This is a genomic window from Georgenia sp. Z1491, assembly GCF_049856175.1.
GTDB lineage: Bacteria > Actinomycetota > Actinomycetes > Actinomycetales > Actinomycetaceae > JB111.
Genome location: NZ_JBNDNA010000003.1, coordinates 88947 through 114312 on the forward strand (window position 1 = coordinate 88947; position 25366 = coordinate 114312).

The window sequence follows — 25366 nt, forward strand, 5'->3', positions numbered from 1 at the left end:
GCGCGTTCGCCACAGGCGCTGCTCTTGCCCGCGTAGTGAAAGCAAGAACCCCGGACCCTTGCGGATCCGGGGCTTCTCCCTGCGGAGGATGAGGGATTCGAACCCTCGAGGGCTTGCACCCAACACGCTTTCCAAGCGTGCGCCATAGGCCACTAGGCGAATCCTCCTGGGCCGCGTGCCGGGGCGCGCGGTACCGGGGATCGATCCTACCCGAGTCGGCCGGGCGCCTCACGCCCCGACGGCGAGTGACGGGCCACAGTCCTCGGCACCGGTCCCCACGACTTGTAGACTTGTCACCAGACCCCCCGTGCGGCGGCATCTCGCTGAACCCCCCCAGGGCCGGAAGGCAGCAAGGGTAGGCGGGCTCTACCGGGTGCGCGGGGGGTCCCTTCATGCCCTGTGGGGACGCGACGCACCGTGTCCCCTCGCCCGGTTAGGGTCGACCCCGTGACGACAGCCCTGTATCGCCGGTACCGCCCGGACACCTTCCAGGAGGTCGTGGGCCAGGAGCACGTCACCGAGCCGCTCATGGCCGCGCTGCGCACCGGCCGCATCACGCACGCCTACCTCTTCTCCGGTCCGCGCGGCTGCGGCAAGACCACGTCGGCCCGGATCCTCGCGCGCTGCCTCAACTGCACGCAGGGCCCCACCGACACCCCGTGCGGGACGTGCGACTCGTGCGTCGAGCTCGCGCGCGGGGGAAGTGGCTCGCTCGACGTCGTCGAGATCGACGCAGCCAGCCACAACGGCGTCGACGACGCCCGCGAGCTGCGCGAGCGCGCGTCCTACGCCCCCGTGCGCGACCGGTACAAGGTGTTCATCCTCGACGAGGCGCACATGGTCACGCCCCAGGGCTTCAACGCCCTGCTCAAGCTCGTCGAGGAGCCCCCGGAGCACGTGAAGTTCGTCTTCGCGACGACGGAGCCCGAGAAGGTCATCGGCACGATCCGCTCGCGCACGCACCACTACCCCTTCCGGCTGGTGGGGCCCCGGGTCCTCACCGGCTACCTGGGCTCGCTCGCCGAGGCCGAGGGGGTGCAGGTCGCCGAGGGCGTCCTGCCGATGGTCGTGCGGGCGGGCGGCGGGTCCGTCCGTGACTCGCTGTCGGTCCTCGACCAGCTCGTGGCGGGCTCGGCCGGCGGCACGCTCGCACTCGACCGCGCCTCCGCGCTGCTGGGGTTCACCGACTCGGCGCTGCTCGACTCGGTCGTCGACGCGCTCGTCGACCGGGACGGCGCAGCGCTGTTCGACGTCGTCGACGACATCGTGGCGACCGGCCACGACCCCCGACGGTTCGTCGAGGACCTCCTCGAGCGGCTCCGCGACCTCGTCGTCATCTCGGTCGCCGGGGAGCAGGCCGACTCCGTGCTCCGCGGGGTCCCGCAGGACCAGCTGACGCGCATGCAGGACCAGGCTCAGCGCATGGGCTCCGCCCGCCTGAGCCGGGCCGCCGACCTGACGAACGCCGCCCTGTCGGAGATGACCGGGGCCACGAGCCCGCGCCTGCACCTCGAGCTGCTGTGCGCACGGATCCTGCTGCCCGGCGTCGGGGACGCGGAGGCCGGCATCCTCGCGCGCGTCGAGACGGTCGAGCAGGCCCTCGCCTCGGGCGGGGCGATCGCCCACGACGGCGGCGCGTCGGCACCGCAGGCGCCGCCCGCCCGAGGGAGTGCACCCGGGCGCGCGACGACCGGCGGCGACGTCGGTCGGGAGATCGAGGGTGCCGGTCCGCTCGCCGCAGGCCGCCCTGCAGGGGATGCCCGCACGGAGGTCGACCCCGGCCCGGGCGTTTCGTCCGCGGGCGGGCAGGTGTCGGACGCGGGGGCCGCGCCCGCCGGGTCGGGGAGCGAGCCCGCGCAGGTGCCGCCGGAGCCCGTGGTCGCGCCGGACTGGCGCGACATGCTCTCGCCCCCCGTGGCGCCGTCGTCCGGCGGGTCGTCCGACGGGGGCGCGTCGCCGGCAGAGTCGGCGGACCGTCCGGGTGCCGTGAGCCGCTCGACCACGAGCCCGTCGACCGCGGGCAAGGCACCGGACGGAGTCGCCGCGGACGCGGCAGCGGCACCGCCGCCGGCCCCGTCCGCAGAGCCGGCGGCCGACCGGCAGGTGCCACCGCCGTCGGGCACCGCACAGGCGCGGGACGACGCCCCGACGCCAGCGGGGCCGCACCGCCCGGAGGGCCAGGGAGGCGCATCGCAGGGCGACATGCCCGCGGACGGCACCGCTGGCCCGAGCGCGGCCGACGGGACGGCGGACGGCATCGGCCCGGAGGCGGTCTCGAAACGCTGGAGCGAGGTCGTCGAGGTGCTGGCCGGGCTGCGCCGCGCCACCTGGGCGCTCGTGTCGCAGAACGCCGTCGTCGGCGACGTCTCCTCGGACGAGGTGCGCCTCGACTTCCCGAGTGCCGGACTCGCCGACGCCTTCCGCAACGGCGGGCACGCGGAGCCGGTCGAGGAGGCGCTGCGACGCACGTTCGGTGTGCGGCTCCGCACGACGTCGGCCGTGGCGGGCGCTCCTCCCGGCGGCGGTGCGGACGCCCAGACGTCCGGGGCGCGGGGACGCTCGCCCCGCCCGGGACGACCCGCGGGCGCGCGCGGCAGCGGCTCCGACGACGACCCCGGTCATCGAGCCCCCGAGCCCGAGCCCCCCGCGGACCCGTACGACGCACCGCCGCACGCCCCGAAGCCCGGCGCGGCCACCGGGGACGGCTCCGAGGTCGGAGCCCACCCGCCGGAGCAGGGCGCGCCGACGCCCGGCGTCCCCCTGACGCCCGAGGGCGAGCCTGCCGTCGACCCGGACGGCGGGCCGTCCTCGCACGCCCACGCGGAGCCGGAGACCGACCCGGGCCCGCCCGCCGACGGCCACCGCGCGCCGTCCGACGGCCACCGTCCGCCGGGCGCCCCCCTCGACCACGAGGCGACGGAGTCACGCACGCCCGCCCCGCCGCCGGTGAGCGCTGAGGCGACGGAGTCACGCCCGCCCGCCCCGCCGCCGGTGGGTCCGGACGGCTGGCCGGCCGTGGCCGTGCCCGGCCGAGCCCTGCGAGAGGCCGCGGCCGGGGACGAGGGCTCGGAACGGGCCGCCTCCGTGGCCCCGGCGTCCGTGGCACCCGTACCCACCACACCGATGTCGTCGACGTCGCCGGCCGCTCCGACGTCGTCGACCTCGCCCGGCGCAGCGACATCGCCCGGCTCACCCGGCGGTCCGGGCGCGGGGCCGGGCGTGAGCGCGAGTCCCGACGAGGACGATCTCGCCGACCTGCCCGGACCCGAGGTCGCGGACGAGGACGGCTGGTCCGCCCCGGCCGGGCCGCGCGGCCCGGTGGGCGAGGCCGTCGACGAGAGCTCCGTCGTCGGCCCGGACCAGGACGCGGCCGGTCCCGACGTGGACGGTTCCGACACGGAGGGTCCTGACGCGGCCGGCGCCGAGGCGTACGGGCCCGGCGCCGGGCGCGACGGCGCCGGCGCATACACCGCGGACCGGGGCGTGTACGGCGACCACCCGCCCCCGGACGAGCGCTACGCACCCGAGGACGACGGTCCGGAGCCGCCGCCCGTCGTGCTGCCCGGGCAGCGACCCCTCGACGGCGGCGAGGAGCCTGCGGGGAACGCCGGGCGGGGCGCCGGCACCGGACCGGGTGGCACCGGTCAGGAACGCCCGGCCCGGCCCCGGGTCGACCCGGCCGACGACCAGCCCTCCCCGGACGACGAGGACGCGGACCAGTCCGGCCTCATGGGGGTCGACCTGCTGATCTCCGCGTTCGGCGCGCGGATCCTCGAGAAACGGTCACCGGGCGCCGATGTCCCCCCGGGGACGTAGGCTTCCCGCGTGTACGACGGCGCGGTTCAGGACCTGATCGACGAGCTCGGGCAGCTGCCCGGGATCGGGCCGAAGTCTGCCCAGCGCATCGCGTTCCACGTGCTCGCCGCCGACCCGGAGGACGTGGCCCGCCTCGCCACGGCCCTCGTCGAGGTCAAGGCCAAGGTCCGGTTCTGCGACGAGTGCGGGAACGTGGCCGAGGCCGAGCTGTGCCGGATATGCGCCGACGAGCGCCGCACCTACGCGCTGCTGTGCGTCGTCGAGGAGCCCAAGGACGTCGTCGCCATCGAGCGCACGCGCGAGTTCCGCGGCCGGTACCACGTGCTCGGGGGAGTCATCGATCCGCTCCGGGGGGTCGGCCCGAACGACCTGCGGATCGCCGACCTGCTCACCCGCATCGGCAAGCACCCGGTCGAGGAGGTCATCCTCGCCATGGACCCCAACATCGAGGGCGAGGCCACGGCCACCTACCTCACCCGCCTGCTCGGACAGCTCGAGATCCCGGTCTCGCGCCTCGCCGTCGGGCTCCCCGCCGGCGGCGACCTCGACTACGCCGACGAGGTCACCCTCGGCCGGTCGTTCGAGGGCCGCACGCGCATCTCGTCCTGAGCCCCGGCCGTGCCCGAGATCGACCTCACGGTCCTCCTGCTGCTCGCCCTCGCGGGGCTGGCCGCCGGCTGGGTCGACGCCGTCGTGGGCGGCGGCGGCCTCATCCAGCTCCCCGCCCTCCTCCTCGTCCCCGGGATGAGCCCGCTCGCGGCCGTGGCCACCAACAAGGTCGGCTCGATCATGGGCACGACCGTCAGCTCGATCACCTACTACCGGCGCGTGCACGTCGACCTGCGCACCGCGCTCCCGATGGCGGGCGCCGCGCTGCTCGCGGCGGTCGGCGGCGCGGCGATCGCCTCCTCGATCCCCGAGCAGGCGTTCACCCCGATCATCCTCGGCGCCTGCGTGGCGGTCCTCGTCTACACGGTGGCCCGGCCCAGCGTCGGCCGCGACAACGCGCTGCGGCTCACCGGCCGGCGGCACCTCGCCGCGGCCTGCGCGATCGGCGCCGTCATCGGCATGTACGACGGCGTGCTCGGCCCCGGCACCGGATCCTTCCTCGTCATCAGCCTCGTCGGCCTGCTCGGGTACGCGTTCCTCCAGGCCTCCGGCATCGCCAAGATCGTCAACCTCGCGACCAACCTCGGCGCGCTGCTCTTCTTCGTCCCCGCGGGCCACGTGGTCTGGGCGGCGGGCCTCGCCGTCGGCGTCGGCAACCTCGCCGGCGGCTACCTGGGGGCCCGCACGGCGGTCGCCCGCGGGTCCGGGTTCGTGCGCGTGGTGTTCGTCGTCGTCGTCTCGGTCCTCGTCGTGCGGCTGGGCCGGCAGATGGGTGACGAGCTCGGCTGGTGGTGACCGGGCCCCGCGACGGTGGCCCCCGCTACGACGGGACCCCGTGTGAGGCGTCACTCGGGTCCGCGGATCGGGACCACCTGTCCGGCCCTCGGGCGGCCGCCCTATCCTTGTCGGCACGACGACGTCGGCGGTGGCCTGATCCGTCGGCACACCATCGACCAGCGGGAGGCACCGCAGTGGCACGTGTCGTGCAGAAGTTCGGCGGGTCCTCCGTCAGTGACGCCGAGGCGCTGCGGCGGGTCGCGCGCCGGATCGCCGCGACGAAGAAGGCCGGCCACGAGGTCGTGGTCGTCGTCTCCGCGATGGGTGACACGACGGACGACCTGCTCGACCTCGCCGCCCAGGTGATGCCCGACGACCCGCCGGCCCGCGAGCTCGACATCCTCCTGACCGCCGGCGAGCGCATCTCGATGTCGCTGCTCGCGATGGCGCTGACGGGCGAGGGTGTACGCGCCCGGTCCTACACCGGTCAGCAGGCCGGCCTCGTCACCGACATCAACTACGGGCGCGCGTCCATCGTCAAGATGGCGCCCGAGCGGATCCTGCAGACGCTGCAGGACGACCAGGTGGCCATCGTCGCCGGCTTCCAGGGTGTCAACGAGCGCAACGACGTCACCACGCTGGGCCGCGGCGGCTCCGACACGACCGCCGTCGCGCTCGCCGCGTCGCTGGACGCCGACGTCTGCGAGATCTTCTCCGACGTCGACGGCCTGTTCACCGCCGACCCGCGCATCGTGCCCAAGGCCCGGAAGATCGAACGGATCTCGTTCGAGGAGACGCTCGAGCTCGCCTCCCACGGGGCGAAGATCCTCCACCTGCGGGCCGTCGAGTTCGCCCGCCGCTACGGCGTGCCGCTGCACGTGCGCTCGTCGTTCTCGAACCTGGAGGGGACCCTGGTCACCTCCGAGGACACCTACGAGGGAGCCGACATGGAAGAACCGATCATCTCGGGCATCGCCCACGACGAGAGCCAGTCGAAGATCACCGTGGTCGACGTGCCGGACATCCCCGGCTCCGCCTCGAGGCTCTTCCGGGTCGTGGCCGCCGCCGAGGCGAACATCGACATGATCGTCCAGAACGTCTCCGCCAAGGCGACGGGGACGACCGACATCTCCTTCACGCTCCCCACCACGCAGGTCGCCGCCGCGCGGCGCGCGCTCGAGGCCGCCCGGGAGGAGATCGGGTACGGCGAGCTGCGCGCGGACGAGGAGGTCGGCCTCCTCTCTCTCGTGGGCGCCGGCATGCGCTCGAACCCGGGCGTCTCCGCGCGCCTCTTCGACGCCCTGTACAACGCGGGCATCAACATCGAGATGATCTCGACGTCGGAGATCCGCATCTCCGTCGTCACGCGGGGCGAGGACCTGACGGCGGCGGTGCGCGCGGTGCACACCGCCTTCGACCTCGACGCGCAGGACACCGAGGCCGTCGTGTACGGAGGGACCGGGCGATGAAGGGACTCAAGGTCGCGGTCGTCGGTGCGACCGGACAGGTCGGACGCGTGATGCGCGAGCTCCTCGCGCAGCGCGAGCTCTCCCCGGCGGACGTGCGCTTCGTCGCCACCGCCCGTTCGGCCGGCACGCGCCTGCCGTTCCGGGGCGAGGAGATCGTGGTCGAGGACATCGAGACCGCCGACCTCGCGGGCATCGACGTCGCGCTGTTCTCCGCGGGAGGCGGCACCTCGCGGGAGTGGGCGCCGCGGTTCGCCGAGGCCGGTGCGGTCGTCGTCGACAACTCCTCCGCGTTCCGCAAGGACCCCGAGGTCCCGCTCGTCGTCTCCGAGGTCAACCCGCACGCGGTGGCCGCCCGCCCCAAGGGGATCGTCGCCAACCCCAACTGCACGACGATGGCCGCGATGCCGGCCCTCAAGGCCCTGCACGAGGCCGCCGGGCTGGTCCGCCTCACCGTGACGAGCTACCAGGCGGTCTCCGGCTCCGGTCTCGCCGGCGTGCGCGAGCTCGCCGGCCAGGTCCGTGCGGGCGTCACGCAGGACATCGAGGCACTCGCCCTGGACGGCGGTGCCGTCGACCTGCCCGCCCCCGAGGTCTACGCCGAGCCGATCGCCTTCAACGTCGTCGCCCTCGCGGGGAGCATCGTGGACGACGGCTCGCGGGAGACCGACGAGGAGCAGAAGCTGCGCAACGAGTCCCGCAAGATCCTCGAGCTGCCGGAGCTGCGCGTGTCCGGCACGTGCGTGCGCGTCCCGACCTTCACGGGCCACGGCATGTCGGTCAACGCCGAGTTCGAGCGGGAGATCGGCCCCGAGCAGGCCCTCGAGGTGCTCGCCACGGCCCCCGGTGTGGCCCTCGACGACCTGCCGACCCCGCTCAAGGGAACGGGCCGGGACGAGACGCTCGTGGGCCGTGTCCGCGCCGACGGCGCCGCCCCGGACGGTCGCGGGATCGCGATGTTCGTCGTCGGCGACAACCTGCGCAAGGGTGCCGCCCTCAACACCGTCCAGATCGGGGAGCTGCTCGCGGCCGAGCTGGCCGGCTGACCTCCGGGACGCCCGCGCGGGGCCCGTGGACCTGTGGGTCCGCGGGCCCCGCGGCCGTTCCCCGACCGCCCGAACCGCGGCTGCGGCCGTGCGCGTCCGCCGGGTGGGGCCGTCCGTCGTGGCGGTGGGTCCCTCGGGCGGGTGCGCCCGCCGGGCCGGCGCGGGACGGCTGTGGCCCGCGTGTCTCCTGTGACTCGAGGGACTTGTGGTGTTCCATGGTGCCGCCGTCCCGACCGGGCGGGCACCAGCGGGAGGGAGCGCGCCGCATGTCGGTGGGTGGACGCATCAGGGGACTGGACGGCCTGCGCGCGCTCGGCTGCGCGCTCGTCCTCGTCTACCACCTGCTGCCCGGGCTCGCCCCGGCCGGCAACATCGGCGTCGACGTCTTCTTCGTCGTCTCCGGCTTCCTCATCACCTCGCTGCTCGTGCGCGAGATCGGACGCACCGGCTCGGTCGACGTCGTCGGGTTCGTCGTGCGCCGCTTCCGCCGGCTCGCCCCTGCCGTGGCCGTGTGCGCGCTCGTCGTCACGGCCCTCGCGGGGCTCGTCGGCGGCGACGTGCTGGTCCGGATCGGCCGCCAGCTCGCCGGGACGCTGACCTTCACCGCGAACTGGGTCCAGGTCGCCGACGGCCAGAGCTACTTCGACCAGCAGACGCCGGCCCTTCTCACGCACGCGTGGTCCCTCGGCGTCGAGCAGCAGTTCTACCTCCTGTGGCCCCTGGTGCTCCTCGTGATCTGGCGAGCCCCGCGCCGCGTCCGGCCCCTCCTGGCCCTCGGGATCGGCGCCGGATCCGTGGCGCTGGCCGCCGGCCTCGGCGGCTCGCGCGCCTACCTCGGCACGGACACCCACCTCTACGGCCTCATGCTCGGCGCCGCACTCGCCCTCGCGCTGGCCCCGGCCCCTGCGCGAGCCGGCGACGGACTCTGGTACCCCGCCGCCGGCCACCCCGCCCGTGGCGCCGCCCCGAGGGGCACGGAGCCGGCCCTGGGTGCGATCCGCGGCCTCGCCGGGTGGGCAGCGCTCGCGGGGCTGGTCGGCCTGGCGGTCCTCGGGACGGCGGCGAGCGACCTCGCCACCCCGTGGCTGCTCCTGGCCGCCTCGGTCCTCGCCGCGCTCGTGGTCCAGGCGATGACGCCGGCCGTCCTCTCCCGGTCGCCCGGCCGCTCCCTCGCCAGAGCGCTCGAGCTCCCGCCCGTGGTGTGGCTCGGGGAGCGCTCGTACTCGATCTACCTGTGGCACTGGCCGCTGCTGGTCCTCGCCCAGGCCCGTTGGCCGTACGCCGACCCGCGCCTCGTCGCGCTCGGGGTGCTCGCGGCGACGCTCCTCGCGGCGGAGGCGAGCTACCGCTGGGTCGAGACCCCGTTCCGGCGTCTCGGCCTGCGCGGGGCCGCGGCCTCGCTCCGACGCCGCGTCACCACCCTCGCGGTACCCGTGGCGGCCGTGTCCGCGCTCGTGCTCACGGGCACGGCCTGGGCCGTGGACGAGGCGCCCGACCGCACCTCGACCGAGGAGCTCTTCGCCTCCGCCCACGGAACCGGTGGCGTCGTGACCTACCCGGGGCCGGCGGAGGAGCCCGACGGCGCGGCCCCCGGGACGGCGGACCCGGGCGCCGACGACCCGGGCACACCCGGCGGCGGACCCGGCACGCCCGACGGGGACCAGGACCGCGCCGGCGCCCCGAGCTCGTCGGACGGCGCGGACGGGCCGGGCGGCGAGACCCCCTCCGACGCCGAGGCGAACCCCGGTGGGAGCACGGGCGCCGACCCGACCCCGGGCGCCGACCCGACCCCGGGCGAGGCAGTGAGCGTCGTCGGGGACTCAGTCACGCTGGCCGCCGGCCCGGCGCTCGGAGAGGCGCTGCCTGGCGTGACGGTCGATGCGGAGGTCTCCCGGTCGTTCCTCGCCGAGATCGGCATCGTCGAGCAGATGGCGCGGACCGGCTCGTTGCGCGAGCACCTGGTCGTGGCCGGCGCGACGAACGGCATCGTCCGGGCCGGCGAGATCGACGAGCTCGTCGAGGCCGCGGGGGAGCGGTGCGTCGTGCTGGTCACCGGGTCCGGACCGGGCAGCGCCACCTGGATCCCCGAGGCCAACGGCGCGATCCACGAGGCCGCGCAGCGGCACCCGAGCGTCGTCGTCGCCGACTGGGCCGCCGTCGTCGAGGCCGATCCCGAGCTGCTCGGGCCGGACCACATCCACCCCGGCACCGCGGGCGCGGGCCGGTACGCAGCGACGATCGACGAGGCGCTCGCCACCTGCCCGTGAAGACCGGTACCACATCGACGAGCCCCGCGCAGGCCGGGCACGTGGGTAGTGCTCTCTCCTCCTCGCGGTGGAGACATTCGCTCCGGAGTTCACCCTCGTGACGGTGAGCGGGAACGTGTCGAGGCGGCAGGATGGGTTGTGGGCGCGGGGGCGTCCGCAGCAGTACACCGTGGCGCGTCCCGGACGATCCGGGGGGACAGCCGGGACGTGCCACGGATCTGCCACCGCCGTCCGGACGGATCGCAGGGGGATTCGTCGGGTCAGCGCAGACATCACGAGGGGCCGCAGGCACACAGCCTGCGGCCCCTCGTCGTTGCTCGGGTGTGCGCGCGTGCCGCTCGTCCGGCGCGGCGACCCGCCGTCAGGTTCCTCGGTGTACGCGGGTCACGCTCGTCGTCGAGCCGTCCTCCGCCGTTGCCCCAAGTGTACGGCGGGTGGGGGATCTTGCCGCAAGGCCCCCCTCGTGGGGCAGTATCGCGGGCTCGTCGCCAGCCCGCGCCCCCGGAGGCCCCATGACCACGCCACGCATGTTCCACCTGCCGTACCACCTGGCAGCCAAGGACGACCCCGACCTGATCGGGCCGGACGAGGAGCACCTGGCTGCCGTCGCCGCCGCTGTCGAGGACCGGGTCCGGCACCTCACCCACCGCCTGGAGCGGGCACGCCGCGCACCCGCGGGGGGTGGGCAGCAGGCGCTCGAACGCGACCAGGAGGTCCACCGGCTCACCGCCCGGCTGCGGATGGCCCTGCGCTTCGGCGCGGACCTGTGCCTCGGCCGGCTCGTCCCGGGCGACGGCGACGAGCCCGTCTACGTCGGGCGCACCGGGCTGACGGACCGGGCGGGCCGCCGGCTCCTCGTCGACTGGCGGTCGCCGGCCGCCGAGCGGTTCTTCGCCGCCACGCACGCCGACCCGATGGGCCTGACCGCCCGCCGCCGCTACCGCTGGAGCCGCGGCCGTGTGAACGACTACTGGGACGAGGTGTTCTCCGGCGAGCTCGGGTCCCGCGCCTCGCTCGACGACCACTCCGCCTTCCTCGCCAGCCTCGGCGCCGACCGCTCGCCACGCATGCGCGACGTCCTCGGCACGATCCAGGCGGACCAGGACGCGATCATCCGCGACGCCGCGGACGGGGCGCTGGTGGTCGACGGCGGGCCCGGGACCGGGAAGACCGTGGTCGCGCTGCACCGGACGGCCTACCTCCTGCACTCCGAGCCCAGGCTCGGCCACCGACGCGGCGGCGTTCTGCTCGTCGGTCCGAACGACCGCTACCTGTCCTACGTCTCCGACGTGCTCCCGAACCTCGGCGAGGACGGGGTGCGCGCCTGCACCCTGCGCGACCTCGTCCCGGAAGGGGCGGGCGCGGCGCAGGAGCCGGACCCGGAGGTGGCCCGGCTCAAGTCCTCGGCGGACGTCGTCCGGGCCGTCGACGCCGCCGTCGGGATCTATGAGGAGCCCCCGACGGAGCCGCTCGTCGTCGGGACCCCGTGGGCCGACCTCGTGGTCTCCACGACGGACTGGGCCACCGCGTTCCGCTCGCCCGAGGTCGGCCTGCCGCACAACGAGGCGCGCGACCAGGTGTGGGACGTGCTGGTCGAGGGGCTGATCGACCAGATCGAGGAGGACGACGAGGTCACGCCCGTGCGCGTGCGTCGTGCCCTGCTGGGCAACGACGAGCTCGCCGGCGCGTTCGAGAGGGCCTGGCCCAGGCTGGACCCGAGCGACGTCGTCGCCGACCTCTGGGAGGTGCCGGCCTACCTGAGGCGCTGCGCGCCGTGGCTCACCGACGACGAGGTGCGTTCGCTCGGGCGTGCCGGTCGGTGGGCGTGGACGACCGCGGACCTCCCGGTGCTCGACGCCGCGCGGCGTCGCATCGGGGGCCCGGGCCGCAGCGCCGGGGACCGCTACGCCGAGCTCGAGTCCGAGGTCGAGCGAGAGCAGCTCGACCACGCCGTCGACCGCATCCTCGAGTCGATCGACGACCCGGACAGTCCGGTCGTCATGCTGCACGGGCAGGACCTGCGCGCCTCCCTCGACGCGGGGATCACCCGCCGGACGCCGCCGGTCGACGTGCTGGCCGGCCCGTTCGCCCACGTCGTCGTCGACGAGGCGCAGGAGCTGACCGACGCCGAGTGGCAGATGGTGCGGGCGCGCTGCCCCTCGGGGAGCCTGACGATCGTCGGCGACCGGGCGCAGGCGCGGTCCGGGTTCCCCGAGTCCTGGGAGGAGCGCCTCGCGCGGTGCGGCATCGGGAACGCCCGACGCGCGACCCTGAGCGTCAACTACCGCACCCCGAGTGAGGTGATGACGCGGGCCGAGCCGGTCATCCGGGAGGTGCTCCCGGACGCCGCCGTCCCGACGTCGGTGCGCAGCACGGGCGTCCCGGTGCGGTACGGCACGGTCGACGAGCTCGAGGCGGTGATCGACCAGTGGCTCGAGGACAGCGCGGACCGGACCGACGGCGTCGCGTGCGTCATCGGTGACGAGACGTTCCCCGAGCGGCCGCGGGTCGCGTCGCTGACCCCCGAGCGTGCCAAGGGGCTCGAGTTCGACCTCGTCGTCCTCGTCGAGCCGGCAGCCTGGGGCGACGGCGTCGAGGGGGCCGTGGATCGCTACGTCGCGATGACGCGCGCGACCCAGCAGCTCGTCGTCCTGACCGGCTGAGCGCGTGGGCCGATCGGGCACGCCGGGCGGCCCGGGACGGGGCCGAGAACGACGAAGGGCCACCTCCCTGCGTCTCCGCAGGTCAGCGGCCCTCCACGTGGTCGGGGTGACAGGATTTGAACCTGCGACCTCTTCGTCCCGAACGAAGCGCGCTACCAAGCTGCGCCACACCCCGTGGCAACCGGACCAGCCTACCCGTTCGGCCGGGGCGCACCGCTCCTCGACCAGGTGGTACGCCACACATGCGCGGGTGCGGAGGAGGCGCGGCCGCGACGCCGGTCGAACGTCGTGCCGTCCGGCCCGGTCAGCCCTCGCCGCGCGGTTGCACGAGCGTGAGCACGGTCGCCTCGGGCCGGCACGCGAACCGCACCTGCGCGTAGGGGCTGGTCCCGAGCCCGGCGGAGACGTGCAGCCAGGTCGAGACCTCGCCGCCCCTGCGGTCGGGGCGAGCACCGGGCCAGCCGTGCAGGCCGGACGCCCGGCCCGTGTCGAGGTCGGAGTTGGTCACGAGCGCCCCGTAGAGCGGCACGCGGACCTGCCCGCCGTGCGTGTGCCCGGCCAGGATGAGGTCGCACCCGTCGTCGGCCATCGCGTCGAGCACCCGCGTGTACGGCGCGTGCGTCACGCCGAGGTGCACGGTCGGCACGCGGTCCTCTGCCTCGGTCGCCGCGGCCCGGTCGGGGAAGCGGTCGCGATCGAGGTGGGCGTCGTCGACGCCGACGGCGGTCACCCGCACGCCGCGCACCTCGACCTCGTCCCGCCGGTTCGTCAGGTCGGTCCAGGAGCCCGACGTGAGCATGGCCCGCAGCTCGTCGGTCGGGAGCGGCGTCTCGTCGGTCTCCGCCTCGTCCTCGGACGAGGGGCCCGTGAGGTAGCGCAGCGGGTTGCGCCACCTCGGCGCGGTGTAGTCGTTGGAGCCGAGGACGAAGAACCCGGGGACGTCGAGGAAACCGCCGAGCGCCTGGCGCAGCGGCTCGATCGCGTCCGGCGAGGCGATGAGGTCGCCCGTGAGCACGACGAGATCGACCTCGACGTCCTTCAGGGAGCGCAGCCAGCGCAGCTTGGCGCGCTGGGTGGGCAGGAGATGCAGGTCGGACAGGTGCAGGACCCGCAGCGGCTCGTTGCCCGCCGCGAGCGTGGTCACGCGGTCGTGGCGCAGCGTGAACATCCGGGTCTCCGCCACCGACCAGGTCGCCACCCCCGCCGGCACGGCGGCCAGCGCGTACGGCCACGCGTTCCGGCCGATCCGGGCGGCGCTGCGCCCGACACTCCTGGCGACACCTCGCCAGGCCCCCGCCATCAGTCGTCCCCGCCGGACGGCGCCTCGGTCTCGTCGTCCGACGGTGGGTCGGACGGCGAGGGCTCCTCCGTGGTCGGAGGCTCGGAGGCCGGCTCCTCGCTCGGCGGGCCGGACGAGGGGTAGATGTTGACGACCGACCCGCGCGGAGCGGACGAGCCCGACGCGGGGCTGCTCGCAGCCACGCCGCCCGCGCGCCACTCCGAGGGGCGCTCGGCGCCCACGCTCACGGTGAAGCCGGCGCGCTCGAGCAGGGTCGTGGCGTCGTCGACCGAGTACCCGACGACATCGGGCACGTTGACGCCGGGTGCGTCGTCGTCATCGTCGTCGGCGGTCGAGGGCCGGTTCGTCGTCCGGTCGGGGAACTGGAGGACGGGCTCGCCCTCGAGCGCCCGGGCGGTGTACTCGGAGAACACCATCGCCGGGTACAGGCCGCCGTAGACCTCCTCGTGGAACTGCCCGTTGATCGTGGAGTCGAACATCGACTCGTTGGAGTCGATGTGCCCCATCCAGATCGCCGAGGCGAGCTGGGGGGTGTAGCCGGCGAACCACGCGGCGGCGTCGAGGTTGGCCGTGCCGGTCTTCCCGGCCGCCGGCCGCCCGTCGGGCAGGACGGCGTTCGAGCCGGTCGAGTTCGGCTGCACCACCGACTCGAGCGCGGTCGTCACCTCGGCCGCCACCTCGGGGGCGAGCGCCTCCTCGCAGCTCGCGGGCGGGAGGGGAACGTCGTTGCCGGCGCTGTCGGTGACCGCGAGGATCGCCACCGGGTCGCAGTGCACGCCCTCGGCGGCGAGCGTCGCGACGGCCTCGGCGATCTGGATCGGGGTGTTCTGGTTCGTGCCGAGCAGCATCGAGGGGCGCGGGACCATCGGGTCGCCGTTGGCCTGGGCGTCCACACCCATCGCGGCGGCGGTGTCGATGATGCCGCACAGGTCGAGCTGCGTGCCCATCTCGATGAACGGGGTGTTGATCGACCGTGCGGTCGCGTCGAGGACCGTCACGAGGCCGCGCGCCGCGCCCAGGCCGCTCTCGAGGTTGCCCGGATCGTAGTCGTCGGCCACCTCGGGCATGCAGGAGATGTTCCACTCCGCGCGCCGGAACTCGCGATCGGTGGCGTTGACCCGGTCGTTGATCGAGTGCCCCTCGTCCACCCACTCGGTGAGCGTGAAGACCTTGAAGAACGAGCCGGTGAGGAAGCCGTTGCCGCCACCGCGGTCCGTGCCGACGTTGAGGTTGATGAGCGTGGCGTCCTGGTCGGTCTCCGTCGGTGGTCCGTAGTTCGTGTTCTGGACCATCGCCTGGATCCGGCCCGTGCCGGGCTCGATCGACGTGAGGGCCATGCGGATGTCGGACGGGTCGGTGACGGGGACGTTCGCCGTCACGGTCTCGTAGGCCGCGGCCTGCCGGTCGAGGTCGAGCGTGGTGGTGATGGTCAGGCCGCCGCGGTAGAGCATCGCCTGACGGTCGGCCAGGGACTCGCCCCATTCCTCGTTCGCCAGGAGGTCCTTGACGACGTAGTCGCAGAAGTAGGCGGCGTTGCCGGCGGCCCCGCACCCGTTCTGGGTGTAGGTGACGTCGAGCATCTCCTCCACGGGGGTGGCGATCGCCTCGGCGTGCTGCTCCTCGGTGATGAACTCCAGGCGCAGCATGTTGTCGAGGACGAGGTCACGGCGGACCTGGGCGTTGTCCGGGTGCGCGACCGGGTCCCAGCGCGCGGGGGACTGCGTGATGCCCGCGAGGAGCGCGGACTCGGCCACGCTCATGTCCGCCGCCGAGTGGTTGAAGTAGTGCTGCGCCGCGGACTCCACGCCGTAGACCGACGGACCGAACTGCGCGATGTTGAGGTAGCCGGTGAGGATCTCGTCCTTCGACTGCTGCTGCTCGAGCGCGATGGCCAGCTGGGCCTCGCGGAGCTTGCGTCCCAGCGACGTCTCGGTCGCGCCCTCGATCGCCTCGGCGTCGCCCGAGCGCCGGCCCTGCTCGATGAGCAGGTTCTTCACGTACTGCTGCGTGAGGGTGGAGGCACCGGCGAGCGCGCCACCCGTGAGGTTGTTGACGGTGGCGCGCATGATGCCCTGGAGGTCGACGCCGTTGTGCTGGTAGAACCGCTCGTCCTCGATGGCGACCACGGCGTTGCGCATGTCGTTGTCGATGGCCTCCGACTCGACGATGATCCGGTTCTCCGCGTAGAACGTGCTCAGCACCGTGCCGTCGGAGGCCAGGATCGTCGACCGCTCCGAGGGCTCGGGGATGCCGAGCTCGGCCGGCAGGTCGCTGAACAGCTCCGTGCCGGCGCGCGTGACCTGGCCGGTCGTAGCCACGGCGGGCATGACGAGCGCGGCACCGAGCAGCCCCCCCATGATCGAGACCAGGAGGAACGCGAGAAGCGTGACGAGCGCCTGGTCCACGCGCAGCGCGCGGCGGGATCGTGAGGAGCTGCGACTCATGGGCGTCAGGGTACGCAGCGAGCCACCTGCAGCGGTGCAAGCCAGGTCACTCACGAGCGAGGTCTTCGTGGCGATTTCGTCTCACCTCAGCCCGAGGGTCTTCCCATAACCCAGGAATTCGGGCTAACTTCGGCGCGTCGCGTTTCGTTCCGGCAACGTCCGTCCCGGTGCGTCGCGACACGATGAGGCAAAGAAAGGTGTGACGCGTTGAGTGACGCAAGCTGGACGATGAGGGCAGCGTGCGCTGATCTGGACCCCGACGTCCTTTTCGCCGAGGGCCCCGCACAGCGGCAGGTCCGGTCCGTGTGCTTCGCCTGTCCCGTCCGACTCGAGTGCCTGGCCGACGCCCTCGAGGCGGGCCCGGTCCAGGGCGTCTGGGGCGGCCTGACCGAGCGCGAGCGTCGCGCGCTGCAGCGCCGGTACCCCGCCGTCACCTCGTGGAGCGAGGCGCTGCGCCGCGAGGACGACGCCGTCATCGCCCAGCTCCGGCAGGCCGAGGCCCCGCGCCTGCTCATGGCGCGTGCCACGACCTGACGCACCCCTCTAGGATCGGCGCATGACTACCTGGGAGTACGCGACCATCCCGCTCATCAGCCACCAGACCAAGGCGATCCTCGACCAGTGGGGGGCCGACGGCTGGGAGCTCGTCCAGATCGTCCCGGGCCCCGAGGGCACCACGAACCCGGTGGCCTACCTCAAGCGCCCCACGAGCGCCTGATGGGCGCGGAGGCCCGGCTCGTCGAGCTCGGGATCCAGCTCCCTGCCGTGGCGACCCCGGTCGCGGCCTACGTGCCCGCCGTCCGCACCGGAACGCACGTCCAGACCTCCGGCCAGCTGCCGGTCGTCGGCGGCGAGCCGACCCACCTCGGCCTGGTCGGCGCGGAGGTCTCCGCCGAGGACGCGTACGCCGCGGCACGGACCGCCACCCTCAACGCGCTCGCCGCCGTCCGCTCGCTCGCCGGCTCCCTCGACGCGGTCGCCCGCGTCGTCAAGGTGACCGGCTTCGTCGCCTCGGCGCCGGGCTTCACCGGCCAGCCGCAGGTCGTCAACGGCGCCTCCGAGCTGCTCGGCGAGATCTTCGGGGACCTCGGCCGGCACGCGCGCTCGGCCGTCGGCGTCGCCGTGCTGCCGCTCGGCGTCCCGGTGGAGGTCGAGCTCCTCGTCGAGCTCTCGCCCGAGGAGGACTGAGCCGGCCGGTCGGCGCACGGCCGGCCCCGACGAGGACGCGACCCGCCGCGCGCCGGGCGCGTCAGCTCAGGTCGAGGCCCAGCAGCGCGTTCTCGGTGACCTCCGGCAGGGCGGGGTGGATCCAGTACTGGTTCCGCGCGACCTCGCGCAGGTCGAGGTCGAACGCGAGGACCGTGATCATCTGCTGGACGAGGGTCGAGGCCTGCGGGCCCATGTAGTGGGCCCCCAGCAGCCGGCGGGTGCTGCGGTCCGCCACGAGCTTGACGATGCCGGTGGTGTCTTCCATGGCCCACCCGTAGGCCACGTCCCCGTAGCTCTGCACCTTGACCGTCACGTCGTGCCCCGCGGCCCTCGCCTGCTCCTCGGTCATGCCGACGGTGGCGATCTGCGGGTGCGTGAACGTGGCGGCGGGGACGTGGTCGTGTGGCAGGCGCCGCAGGTCGTCCGGGTGGAGCAGGTTGTGGTGGATCACCCGCGCCTCGGCGTTGGCCACGTGCTTGAGCATGTACGGCGAGGAGACGTCACCGAGCGCCCACACGCCCGGCGCGGTCGTCGATCGGCCGAACTCGTCGACCGCGAGCCGCCCGTCGTCGAGCGTCTCGATGCCGCCGGCCGCGAGGTCGAGGCGGTCGCCGTTCGGCGTGCGGCCGGTCGCCACGAGCAGGACCTGCGCGTCCGCCGTCGTGCCGTCGTCGAGGCGCAGGCTTACGCCGTCCGCCAACTGCTCGGCCCCGACGACGGTGCGCCCCTCGCGCAGGTCGAACCGGGCCCGCGCCAGGTCGTTGAAGCGTTCACCGAGGTCGGCGTCGAGGTGCCGCAGGAGCGGTGAGCGGGAGACGATCGTGACCCGCGACCCGAGGGCGTCGAAGACGTGGGCGAACTCCATGGCGATGAATCCGCCGCCGACGATGACGACGGAGCGCGGCAGGTCCGGCAGCCGCATGATGTCCTCGTTGGTGTGCAGGTGCACGCCCGAGGCCGCGATCGCGTCGGGGACCACCGGCCTCGAGCCCGCGGCGACCACGATCTGGTCGCCGGAGATGATCCTCTGCTCGGCCCCCTGCCCGGTGCGCAGCGTGCGCTCGCCGACGAAGACGGCGTGCTGGTCGTAGACGTCGATGTTCGGCGTGCGCGGTCCGCGGCGGTACTCCTCGCCGCCGGCGGCGATCGGGTCGATCCGCTGCTCGAACACGCGCGAGACGATGCCGGGCCAGTCGACGGAGGTAACCTCGGCGTCCAGGCCGAGCCGGCCGGCCCCGGCGGTCTCCAACGCGACGTCGGCGGCGTATACGTACATCTTCGTGGGGATGCAGCCGACGTTGAGGCAGGTGCCCCCGAACCGTCCCTCCTCGACGATGGCGATCGACCGGTCGTCGAGCTCGGGGGAGGGGATCGAGTTCCCGGAGCCGGCGCCGAGGACGACGAGGTCGTAGTGGGCGTCGACGCTGATGGCGTCGGCAGGCAGATTCACGTGAGCTCCTCGGCGGGTGTCGGCAGGCGTCCCCACGACGGCGCCCCGGGCCGTGGGACGCACGGACCGGGGCGGGGCCGTCGGGGTCAGCGGGCGCGGCGGCGCAGACGCTCGATGTCGAGGAGCAGGACGGCGCGGCCCTCGAGGCGGATCCAGCCGCGGGAGACGAAGTCGGCGAGCGACTTGTTGACCGTCTCGCGGGAGGCGCCGACCAGCTGGGCGAGCTCCTCCTGAGTGAGGTCGTGCGGGACGTGGACGCCCTCGGAGGTCGACTCGCCGAAGCGGTCGGCGAGGTCGAGCAGGGCCTTGGCCACGCGGCCGGGCACGTCGGAGAAGACGAGGTCGCCGAGCGCGGTGTTGGTGCGGCGCAGCCGCTGCGCGAGCGAGCGCAGGAGCCGCTTGCCCAGGCCGGGGCGGGTGTCGACGTACTCCATGAGGTCCCGGTGCTCGAGCACCAGCATGCGGGTCGGCGCGACGGCGGTCGCCGTCGTCGACCTCGGTCCCGGATCGAACAGGGTGAGCTCGCCGAGCAGCTCGCCCGGACCGAGCACGGCGAGCAGGTTCTCGCGGCCGTCGGCCGAACGGTGCCCCACCTTCACCTTGCCGTCGATCAGGATGTACAGGCGGTCGCCCGGCTCCCCCTCTCGGAACAGGATCTCGCCACGGCGCAGCTTGATCTGCCCCATGACCTGCAAGAGGGCGGCGCGGTCGGCCTCCTCGAGGTCCTCGAACAGGGGGACCGAGTCGATGACGTCACCATCCACGGCGCTTCTCCTTCTTCTCGCGGCGGGCAGTACCTCGGGGCACTACCTCCCTATCCTGCCATTCTCTGTGATCCAAGGCACCGAGCCTCGCCGCGACCTAGCATCGGGACGTGGTCCGGGGATCTGCGCAGACGGCCGGGGAGGCGCCCCGGGGCGACGGCGAGGGCGACGAGTACGGCCGGGAGGTCGACGCCGTGCTCGCCCGCGCCTACCCGGACGCCCGCTGCGCGCTCGACCACTCCGGTCCGTTCGAGCTGCTCGTCGCCACCGTCCTGTCGGCGCAGACCACCGACGAGCGGGTCAACACCGTCACCCCCGAGCTGTTCCGCCGCTGGCCCACGCCCGAGGACCTCGCGGGCGCGGACCCCGACGAGGTCCGGGAGGTGGTCCGCACGCTCGGCTTCCAGGCCCGCCGCGCCACCCAGCTCGTCGGGCTCGCCGCCGCGCTGGTCCACGACCACGCCGGCGAGGTCCCGCCGGACCGTGACGCCCTGGTCGCCCTGCCGGGCGTGGGCCGCAAGACCGCGCACGTCGTCCTCGGCAACGCCTTCGACGTCCCGGCGATCACCGTGGACACGCACGTCGGCCGGCTCGCCCGGCGGCTCGGCCTCAGCCGGGAGACGTCGTCGCCCGCCGTCGAGAAGGACCTCGCCCGGGCGCTGCCCGAGCGGGACTGGACGTTCGCGTGCCACCGGCTCATCGCCCACGGCCGGGCCGTGTGCACGTCGCGCGCCCCGGCGTGCGGGTCGTGCGTCCTGCGCGGGCTGTGCCCCCGGGTCGGGGTCGCGTAGCCCCGCGGTCAGTCCTGCTGCATCCCCCGGGTGATCTGGTCCATCACCGAGGTGTCGGCGAGCGTGGTCACGTCGCCGGCGTCGCGGCCCTCGGCGACGTCGCGCAGCAGGCGGCGCATGATCTTCCCCGAGCGGGTCTTCGGCAGCTCGGCGACCACGTGGAGCGTCCGCGGCCGGGCGATCGGTCCGATCTGGGCGGCGACGTGCGCGCGCAGCTCGCCGACGACGTCGGACCCCTCGCCGGGCTCGTCGGCCTCCTGGAGCGCGTCGCCGCGCAGGATGACGAACGCGACGACGGCCTGGCCGGTCGTGTCGTCCTTCGCTCCGACGACGGCGGCCTCGGCGACCTTCGGGTGCGAGACGAGGGAGGACTCGATCTCCGTGGTGGACAGGCGGTGGCCGGACACGTTCATCACGTCGTCGACGCGGCCGAGGAACCAGATGTCGCCCTCGTCGTCCTTGCGCGCGCCGTCGCCCGCGAAGTAGCTGCCCGGGAAGCGCGACCAGTACGTGTCGACGAACCGCTGCTCGTCGCCCCAGATGCCACGGGTCATCGCCGGCCACGGCGCGGTCAGCGCGAGGTAGCCCCCCTGGCCGTCGGTGACGGCCTTGCCGGCGTCGTCGAGGATCTCCGCGGAGATGCCCGGCAGGGGCTTCGTGGCCGAGCCGGGCTGCGTCGAGGTCACGCCCGGCAGCGGCGCGATCATGATCGCGCCGGTCTCGGTCTGCCACCACGTGTCGACCACGGGCGTGCGCTCGGCGCCGATGACGCGGCGGTACCACATCCACGCCTCGGGGTTGATGGGCTCACCGACGGTGCCGAGCAGCCTCAGGCTCGACAGGTCGAACTTCCCCGGGACGTCCTCGCCCCACTTCATGCACGTGCGGATCGCGGTCGGCGAGGTGTAGAGGAGGGTCACGCCGTACCGCTCGACGATCTCCCACCACCTGCCCTGGTGCGGGGTGTCCGGGGTGCCCTCGTACAGGACCTGCGTGACGCCGTCGGACAGCGGTCCGTAGACGACGTAGGAGTGCCCGGTGACCCACCCGACGTCGGCGGTGCACCAGAAGACGTCCTGCCCGGCCTTGTGGTCGAACACGTTGTGGAACGTGTACTGCGACTGGGTGAGGTATCCGCCGGTCGTGTGGAGGATGCCCTTGGGCTTCCCGGTCGTGCCGGACGTGTAGAGGAGGAACAGGGGGTGCTCGGCCTCGACGGCGACGGGCTCGTGCTCCGCCGGGGCCGCGGCCAGCGCCTCGGCCCACTCGACGTCGCGACCCTCGGTCCAGTCGGTCTCCTGGCCGGTACGGCGCACGACGAGGACGTGCTCGACGTTCGTGCCGCCCTTGGCGAGCGCGTCGTCGACCGCCCGCTTGAGGGGGAGCTGCTTGCCGCGGCGCCAGCCGCCGTCGGCGGTGACGACGAGCCGCGCGTCGCCGTCGATGATCCGGGAGTGGAGGGCGTCGGCGGAGAACCCGCCGAAGACCACGGAGTGGACGGCGCCGATGCGTGCGCAGGCGAGCATCGCGACCACGGCCTCGGGGATCATCGGCAGGTAGATCGCCACGCGGTCGCCGGTCGTGACGCCGAGGGCCTCCAGCGCTCCGGCGGCGCGCGATACCTGCTCGAGCAGCTCGGCGTACGTGAGGTCGTACCGGTCGCCCGGCTCGCCCTCGAAGTGGATGGCCACCCGGTCGCCGTGCCCGGCCGCGACGTGCCGGTCGACGGCGTTCTCGCACGCGTTGAGGGTGCCGTCCGCGAACCAGCGGGCCACCGGGGCGCCCGACCAGTCGAGGGACTGCGTGGGCTCGGTGCGCCAGGTGAGCAGGTCGCGCGCCTGGTCGAGCCAGAACGCGTCGGTGTCGGCGGCGGCAGTGTCGTAGAGGTCGGCCCCTGCGTTCGCCTGGGCGGCGAACTCCGGGTCGGGTGCGAACGTGCGCGTCTCGGTGAGCAGGTTGTCCACTCCGCCGGTCGTCTCGTCGGTCGTCATCGGGGCCCCTTCGCCGTTGCGGGCCCTGCGGGCCCGGTTCCGTGTCCGGGTACGAGCCTAGCCCCGGGGGCGGGTGGCGCGCCGCTCCTCCGCGACGAAGACGCCCTCCGCACGGCCCGCCCGGCGAGCCCCGTGGGTGGCGATGGCGACGCCGAGAAGCGCGAGCCCGTACATGAGAAGGCGCCCGGACGTGCCGTCCGTCACGAGGTGCGCGGCGATGTTCTCGCCCAGCGACTCGACGCCGGACAGGTTCGTCAGGCCGTCGAGGACCGGGTCGAGCAGGTCGGACAGGGGACCCGGGACGACGAGCCAGGCCGCGCCGAGCACGGTCCCGACGATGCCCCACACCCAGGCGCCGAGCGAGCTGACGCGGGCGAGGAGGACGAGGAGCAGGACGAGGACCGCACCGGCGCCGAGCTCGGCCACGTGCTCGGCGACGACGTCGCCGGTCACCCAGGCGGTGCTCTCGCCGTTGGAGAGGCGCGCCCCGGCGTCGGCGACGAGGTACCAGGCCACGGGGGCCAGGACGAGGGAGACGAGCAGGACCCAGACGTGCGTGCCCGCGCCCCGGCTCGGCGGGGCGTCCTGCGGGGCGTCGCCGTCCCAGGTGTCGGGCAGTCCCTGGTCCTTCCGGCCGGTGGTCGTCGAGCCCGCCGCGGTGCCGGCGGCGGTCGTACCCGCTGCGGTCGCACCCGCGGTGGACGCCGCCGCCCTCGACTCGGGCGTGCTGCCGCCGCGACCGCTGCGGGCGGCTCCGCCGGCGGCGAGCCTGGTCGTGGCCGTGCCGTCGGAGCCCGGGGCGTCAGGAGTGGTGGTCGTGGGCACGGCGGAGTCGGGCGCGTGCCCCTGCGCCGCGTCGGCCGAGCCGGCGCTGCGGGCGGCCGCCGCGCGCGAGGCGGCGAACAGCGGCGTCCAGGCCTCGTCGTCCTCGTCGTCCGCCGGAGCGGCGGTGGTGGTGGGTGCGGTGGTGGTCGTGGGCGCGCCGTCGGTGGTGGTGCCGGAGGAGGGCGCGCCGTCCGTGTCCGCGGAGTGCGCGTCCGCGTCGCGTGCGTCAGCGGTCTGCGGGTCCGTGTCGGGTGCGTCGGCGGGGTGCTCGGCCGCCGTCGGCACGCCGTCGCCGCCGGAGGCGAACGCGGCGTCCCAGGACTCGGCGTCGACCTCGTCCTCGGCGGTCTCCTCGCCGGTCGGGGGCGGCGGGGCCGTGACCGACGTGTCGTCCGGTCGGGCGGCCCGTGCGCCGCTGCCGGTGGCGCCGTGCGGCGCTGCCGGGTCTGCGTCGTCGGCGACCACGACGGTGTCGACGTCGTCGGCGTGGGCCCGGTCGGCGGGGTCGGGCTCCGCGGGTGCTGCCTCGGTCCGCTCGGGCTCGCGGCCGTCGGTACCGGCCGCGTGCTCGGCGGCGGCATCCCGCTCGGTGGTGGCATCCCGCTCGGTGGCATCCCGCTCGGTGGCATCCCGCTCGGTGGCATCCCGCTCGGTGGCGGCGTCGTCGTCGACCTCGGCCGCGGGCGCCCCGGTCTCCTCCGGACCCGGGCGAGGCTGGAACCGGTCGGGGGAGGAGGTGGGCAGCAGCGCGCGGCGACGCGCCGCGGCCAGCTCCTCGTCGGCCGACGTGCGCGACCCGTCCGTGGTCGGGTTGTCCGTCACCGTGACTGCCTCCTCGACATGACGTGGGCGTGGCGGGACGGCCTCCCACCTGTCTCCCGCCACGCTACGGCCGCATCTCGCGCGCGCCGCGGAGGCGCCCCGGCGCGTTGCGCGCGTCACACGGGGCGGCGAGGGGTGCGACGGGCGGCGGGACCGCCCGTGCGGGAGACCTGCGCGATGGCCATCTCGGTGCGTTCGTACCGCTTGCCCGACCGGCGCGCCCAGTGTGCGCCGGACGTCCCCATCGCCAGGGCGATACCGAGCGTGAGGAGCGTGCCGTCGGCGAGGGCGCTCGAGGACTGGCCCGGGTCGAGGTCCACGGGGACCGGCCCGGTGCCGAGCAACGACGTGTGCAGCAGGCACAGAACCACGAGGAGCCCGCCGGCGACCTGCCCCCCGATCGAGGAGATCCCCGACGTCGCGGCGCACGCCGCCAGGAGCACGGCGCCGAGGAGCAGCAGCCACGACCCCCAGCCGTCGCCCTCGGGACGCCCGGGCGAGGCGAGCGCGACGAACCACGCACCGGCGGCGCCGAGCACCACGGCGGGCGCGGTCGCCAGGACGTGGTCCCCGCGGCGGGAACGCTCGTGCCCGGTGGTGGCCTCGGCGCGCTCGTCGGAGCGACCGGCCCGGCGCGCGATCGAGGTGCCGATCGCGACACCGGCCACCAGGACGACCGCGACGGTGGCGGTCCCGTGCTCGGCGAGCACGTGCAACCCGTCGGCGGCCCGCCTGAACGCGGCGGGCGGGTCCGCCTCGGCGAGACGGTCGGCCGAGAGCGAGACGACCAGCCAGCCGCCGAGCGCGTAGAGCCAGGCCGTCACGGACGAGAACACGGCGGTCGCCCAGCCGACGAGCCAGCTGAGCACGAGGGCGGCCAGCGTGAGAGCCAGCAGCGCGGCCATGGGTCCGAGGGCACCGTCGGTGCCGGAGGTCGCCACCACCCGGGCCGAGGCCCACGGCAGCACGGCGAGGACGCCGAGCGTGCCGGGGACGAGAAGGACGGCGAACACGACGGCCCACGCGTGCTGGGGCAGCCGCGTGCGACGCCGGTAGGGCCGACGCCGCCGGGCACGACCCGCCGAGGTGGCCCCGGCCCTCGCGCGGGGCACGGAACCGTCCGTGG

General features: G+C 74.4%; 18 protein-coding genes, 2 tRNA genes and 1 other RNA gene. 12 read left to right on the forward strand and 9 right to left on the reverse strand.

Annotated features, from left to right (window positions below; genetic code table 11):
* Window positions 1-82 precede the first annotated feature (82 nt).
* Window positions 83-167, reverse strand: a tRNA-Ser gene (locus ACPYO4_RS04400).
* Between the two features lie 129 nt (window positions 168-296).
* Here ACPYO4_RS04400 and ffs point away from each other — a divergent pair.
* From ffs to helR, 8 genes are all read left to right on the forward strand, one after another.
* Window positions 297-393: signal recognition particle sRNA small type (gene ffs / locus ACPYO4_RS04405), an RNA gene on the forward strand.
* 54 nt (window positions 394-447) lie between these two features.
* Window positions 448-3816: a DNA polymerase III subunit gamma and tau gene (locus ACPYO4_RS04410; RefSeq protein WP_425708004.1), complete on the forward strand. Its 3369-nt coding sequence runs from the start codon at window positions 448-450 to the stop codon at window positions 3814-3816.
* Window positions 3817-3825: 9 nt separating this feature from the next.
* The gene (gene recR / locus ACPYO4_RS04415) at window positions 3826-4425 is read left to right on the forward strand and encodes a recombination mediator RecR (RefSeq protein WP_425708005.1); all 600 of its coding nucleotides are present in this window, start codon (window positions 3826-3828) and stop codon (window positions 4423-4425) included.
* 9 nt (window positions 4426-4434) lie between these two features.
* Window positions 4435-5220 (forward strand): TSUP family transporter, encoded by a 786-nt coding sequence (locus tag ACPYO4_RS04420; RefSeq protein ID WP_425708006.1) that lies wholly within the window; start codon window positions 4435-4437, stop codon window positions 5218-5220.
* 176 nt (window positions 5221-5396) lie between these two features.
* The gene (locus ACPYO4_RS04425) at window positions 5397-6671 is read left to right on the forward strand and encodes an aspartate kinase (protein WP_425708007.1); all 1275 of its coding nucleotides are present in this window, start codon (window positions 5397-5399) and stop codon (window positions 6669-6671) included.
* The gene (locus ACPYO4_RS04430) at window positions 6668-7714 is read left to right on the forward strand and encodes an aspartate-semialdehyde dehydrogenase (protein WP_425708008.1); all 1047 of its coding nucleotides are present in this window, start codon (window positions 6668-6670) and stop codon (window positions 7712-7714) included. Before ACPYO4_RS04425 ends, ACPYO4_RS04430 begins: the two co-directional genes overlap by 4 nt.
* A 266-nt stretch (window positions 7715-7980) precedes the next feature.
* The gene (locus ACPYO4_RS04435; RefSeq protein ID WP_425708009.1) at window positions 7981-9981 is read left to right on the forward strand and encodes an acyltransferase family protein; all 2001 of its coding nucleotides are present in this window, start codon (window positions 7981-7983) and stop codon (window positions 9979-9981) included.
* Between the two features lie 512 nt (window positions 9982-10493).
* A complete protein-coding gene (gene helR / locus ACPYO4_RS04440) occupies window positions 10494-12644 on the forward strand; it encodes an RNA polymerase recycling motor ATPase HelR (protein ID WP_425708010.1) in 2151 nt (716 codons plus the stop codon).
* A 98-nt stretch (window positions 12645-12742) separates the two neighbouring features.
* Here helR and ACPYO4_RS04445 read toward each other — a convergent pair.
* From ACPYO4_RS04445 to ACPYO4_RS04455, 3 genes are all read right to left on the reverse strand, one after another.
* Window positions 12743-12819 (reverse strand) — tRNA-Pro (locus ACPYO4_RS04445).
* 129 nt (window positions 12820-12948) lie between these two features.
* Window positions 12949-13944: a metallophosphoesterase gene (locus tag ACPYO4_RS04450; RefSeq protein WP_425708011.1), complete on the reverse strand. Its 996-nt coding sequence runs from the start codon at window positions 13942-13944 to the stop codon at window positions 12949-12951.
* Window positions 13944-16388: a transglycosylase domain-containing protein gene (locus ACPYO4_RS04455; protein ID WP_425708012.1), complete on the reverse strand. Its 2445-nt coding sequence runs from the start codon at window positions 16386-16388 to the stop codon at window positions 13944-13946. The genes ACPYO4_RS04450 and ACPYO4_RS04455 overlap by 1 nt, the downstream gene beginning before the upstream one ends.
* 207 nt (window positions 16389-16595) lie before the next feature.
* Here ACPYO4_RS04455 and ACPYO4_RS04460 point away from each other — a divergent pair, with 207 nt between their 5' ends.
* Genes ACPYO4_RS04460 through ACPYO4_RS04470 form a run of 3 tightly spaced genes read left to right on the forward strand, consistent with a single transcriptional unit; the run spans window position 16596 to window position 17576 of the window.
* The gene (locus ACPYO4_RS04460) at window positions 16596-16922 is read left to right on the forward strand and encodes a WhiB family transcriptional regulator (protein ID WP_425708013.1); all 327 of its coding nucleotides are present in this window, start codon (window positions 16596-16598) and stop codon (window positions 16920-16922) included.
* A 22-nt stretch (window positions 16923-16944) separates the two neighbouring features.
* Entirely contained in the window at window positions 16945-17106 is a 162-nt protein-coding gene (locus ACPYO4_RS04465; RefSeq protein WP_425708014.1) for a DUF4177 domain-containing protein, read from the forward strand.
* Window positions 17106-17576: a RidA family protein gene (locus tag ACPYO4_RS04470; protein WP_425708015.1), complete on the forward strand. Its 471-nt coding sequence runs from the start codon at window positions 17106-17108 to the stop codon at window positions 17574-17576. Before ACPYO4_RS04465 ends, ACPYO4_RS04470 begins: the two co-directional genes overlap by 1 nt.
* Window positions 17577-17637: 61 nt before the next feature.
* On the opposite strand, the gene mtr is transcribed toward ACPYO4_RS04470, so the two are convergent.
* A complete protein-coding gene (gene mtr / locus ACPYO4_RS04475) occupies window positions 17638-19047 on the reverse strand; it encodes a mycothione reductase (protein WP_425708016.1) in 1410 nt (469 codons plus the stop codon).
* Window positions 19048-19133: 86 nt separating this feature from the next.
* Entirely contained in the window at window positions 19134-19811 is a 678-nt protein-coding gene (locus ACPYO4_RS04480; RefSeq protein WP_425708017.1) for a Crp/Fnr family transcriptional regulator, read from the reverse strand.
* A 110-nt stretch (window positions 19812-19921) separates the two neighbouring features.
* Between ACPYO4_RS04480 and nth the strand changes: the two genes are divergently transcribed.
* A complete protein-coding gene (gene nth / locus ACPYO4_RS04485; protein WP_425708018.1) occupies window positions 19922-20602 on the forward strand; it encodes an endonuclease III in 681 nt (226 codons plus the stop codon).
* An 8-nt stretch (window positions 20603-20610) separates the two neighbouring features.
* Here nth and acs read toward each other — a convergent pair whose 3' ends face one another.
* From acs to ACPYO4_RS04500, 3 genes are all read right to left on the reverse strand, one after another.
* Entirely contained in the window at window positions 20611-22593 is a 1983-nt protein-coding gene (acs, locus tag ACPYO4_RS04490; protein ID WP_425708019.1) for an acetate--CoA ligase, read from the reverse strand.
* Between the two features lie 57 nt (window positions 22594-22650).
* On the reverse strand, window positions 22651-24240 hold the full coding sequence (locus tag ACPYO4_RS04495; RefSeq protein ID WP_425708020.1) for a hypothetical protein: 1590 nt from the start codon (window positions 24238-24240) through the stop codon (window positions 22651-22653).
* Between the two features lie 116 nt (window positions 24241-24356).
* Window positions 24357-25352, reverse strand: coding sequence for a hypothetical protein (locus tag ACPYO4_RS04500; protein ID WP_425708021.1), 996 nt, complete (start codon window positions 25350-25352; stop codon window positions 24357-24359).
* Window positions 25353-25366: the final 14 nt, after the last annotated feature.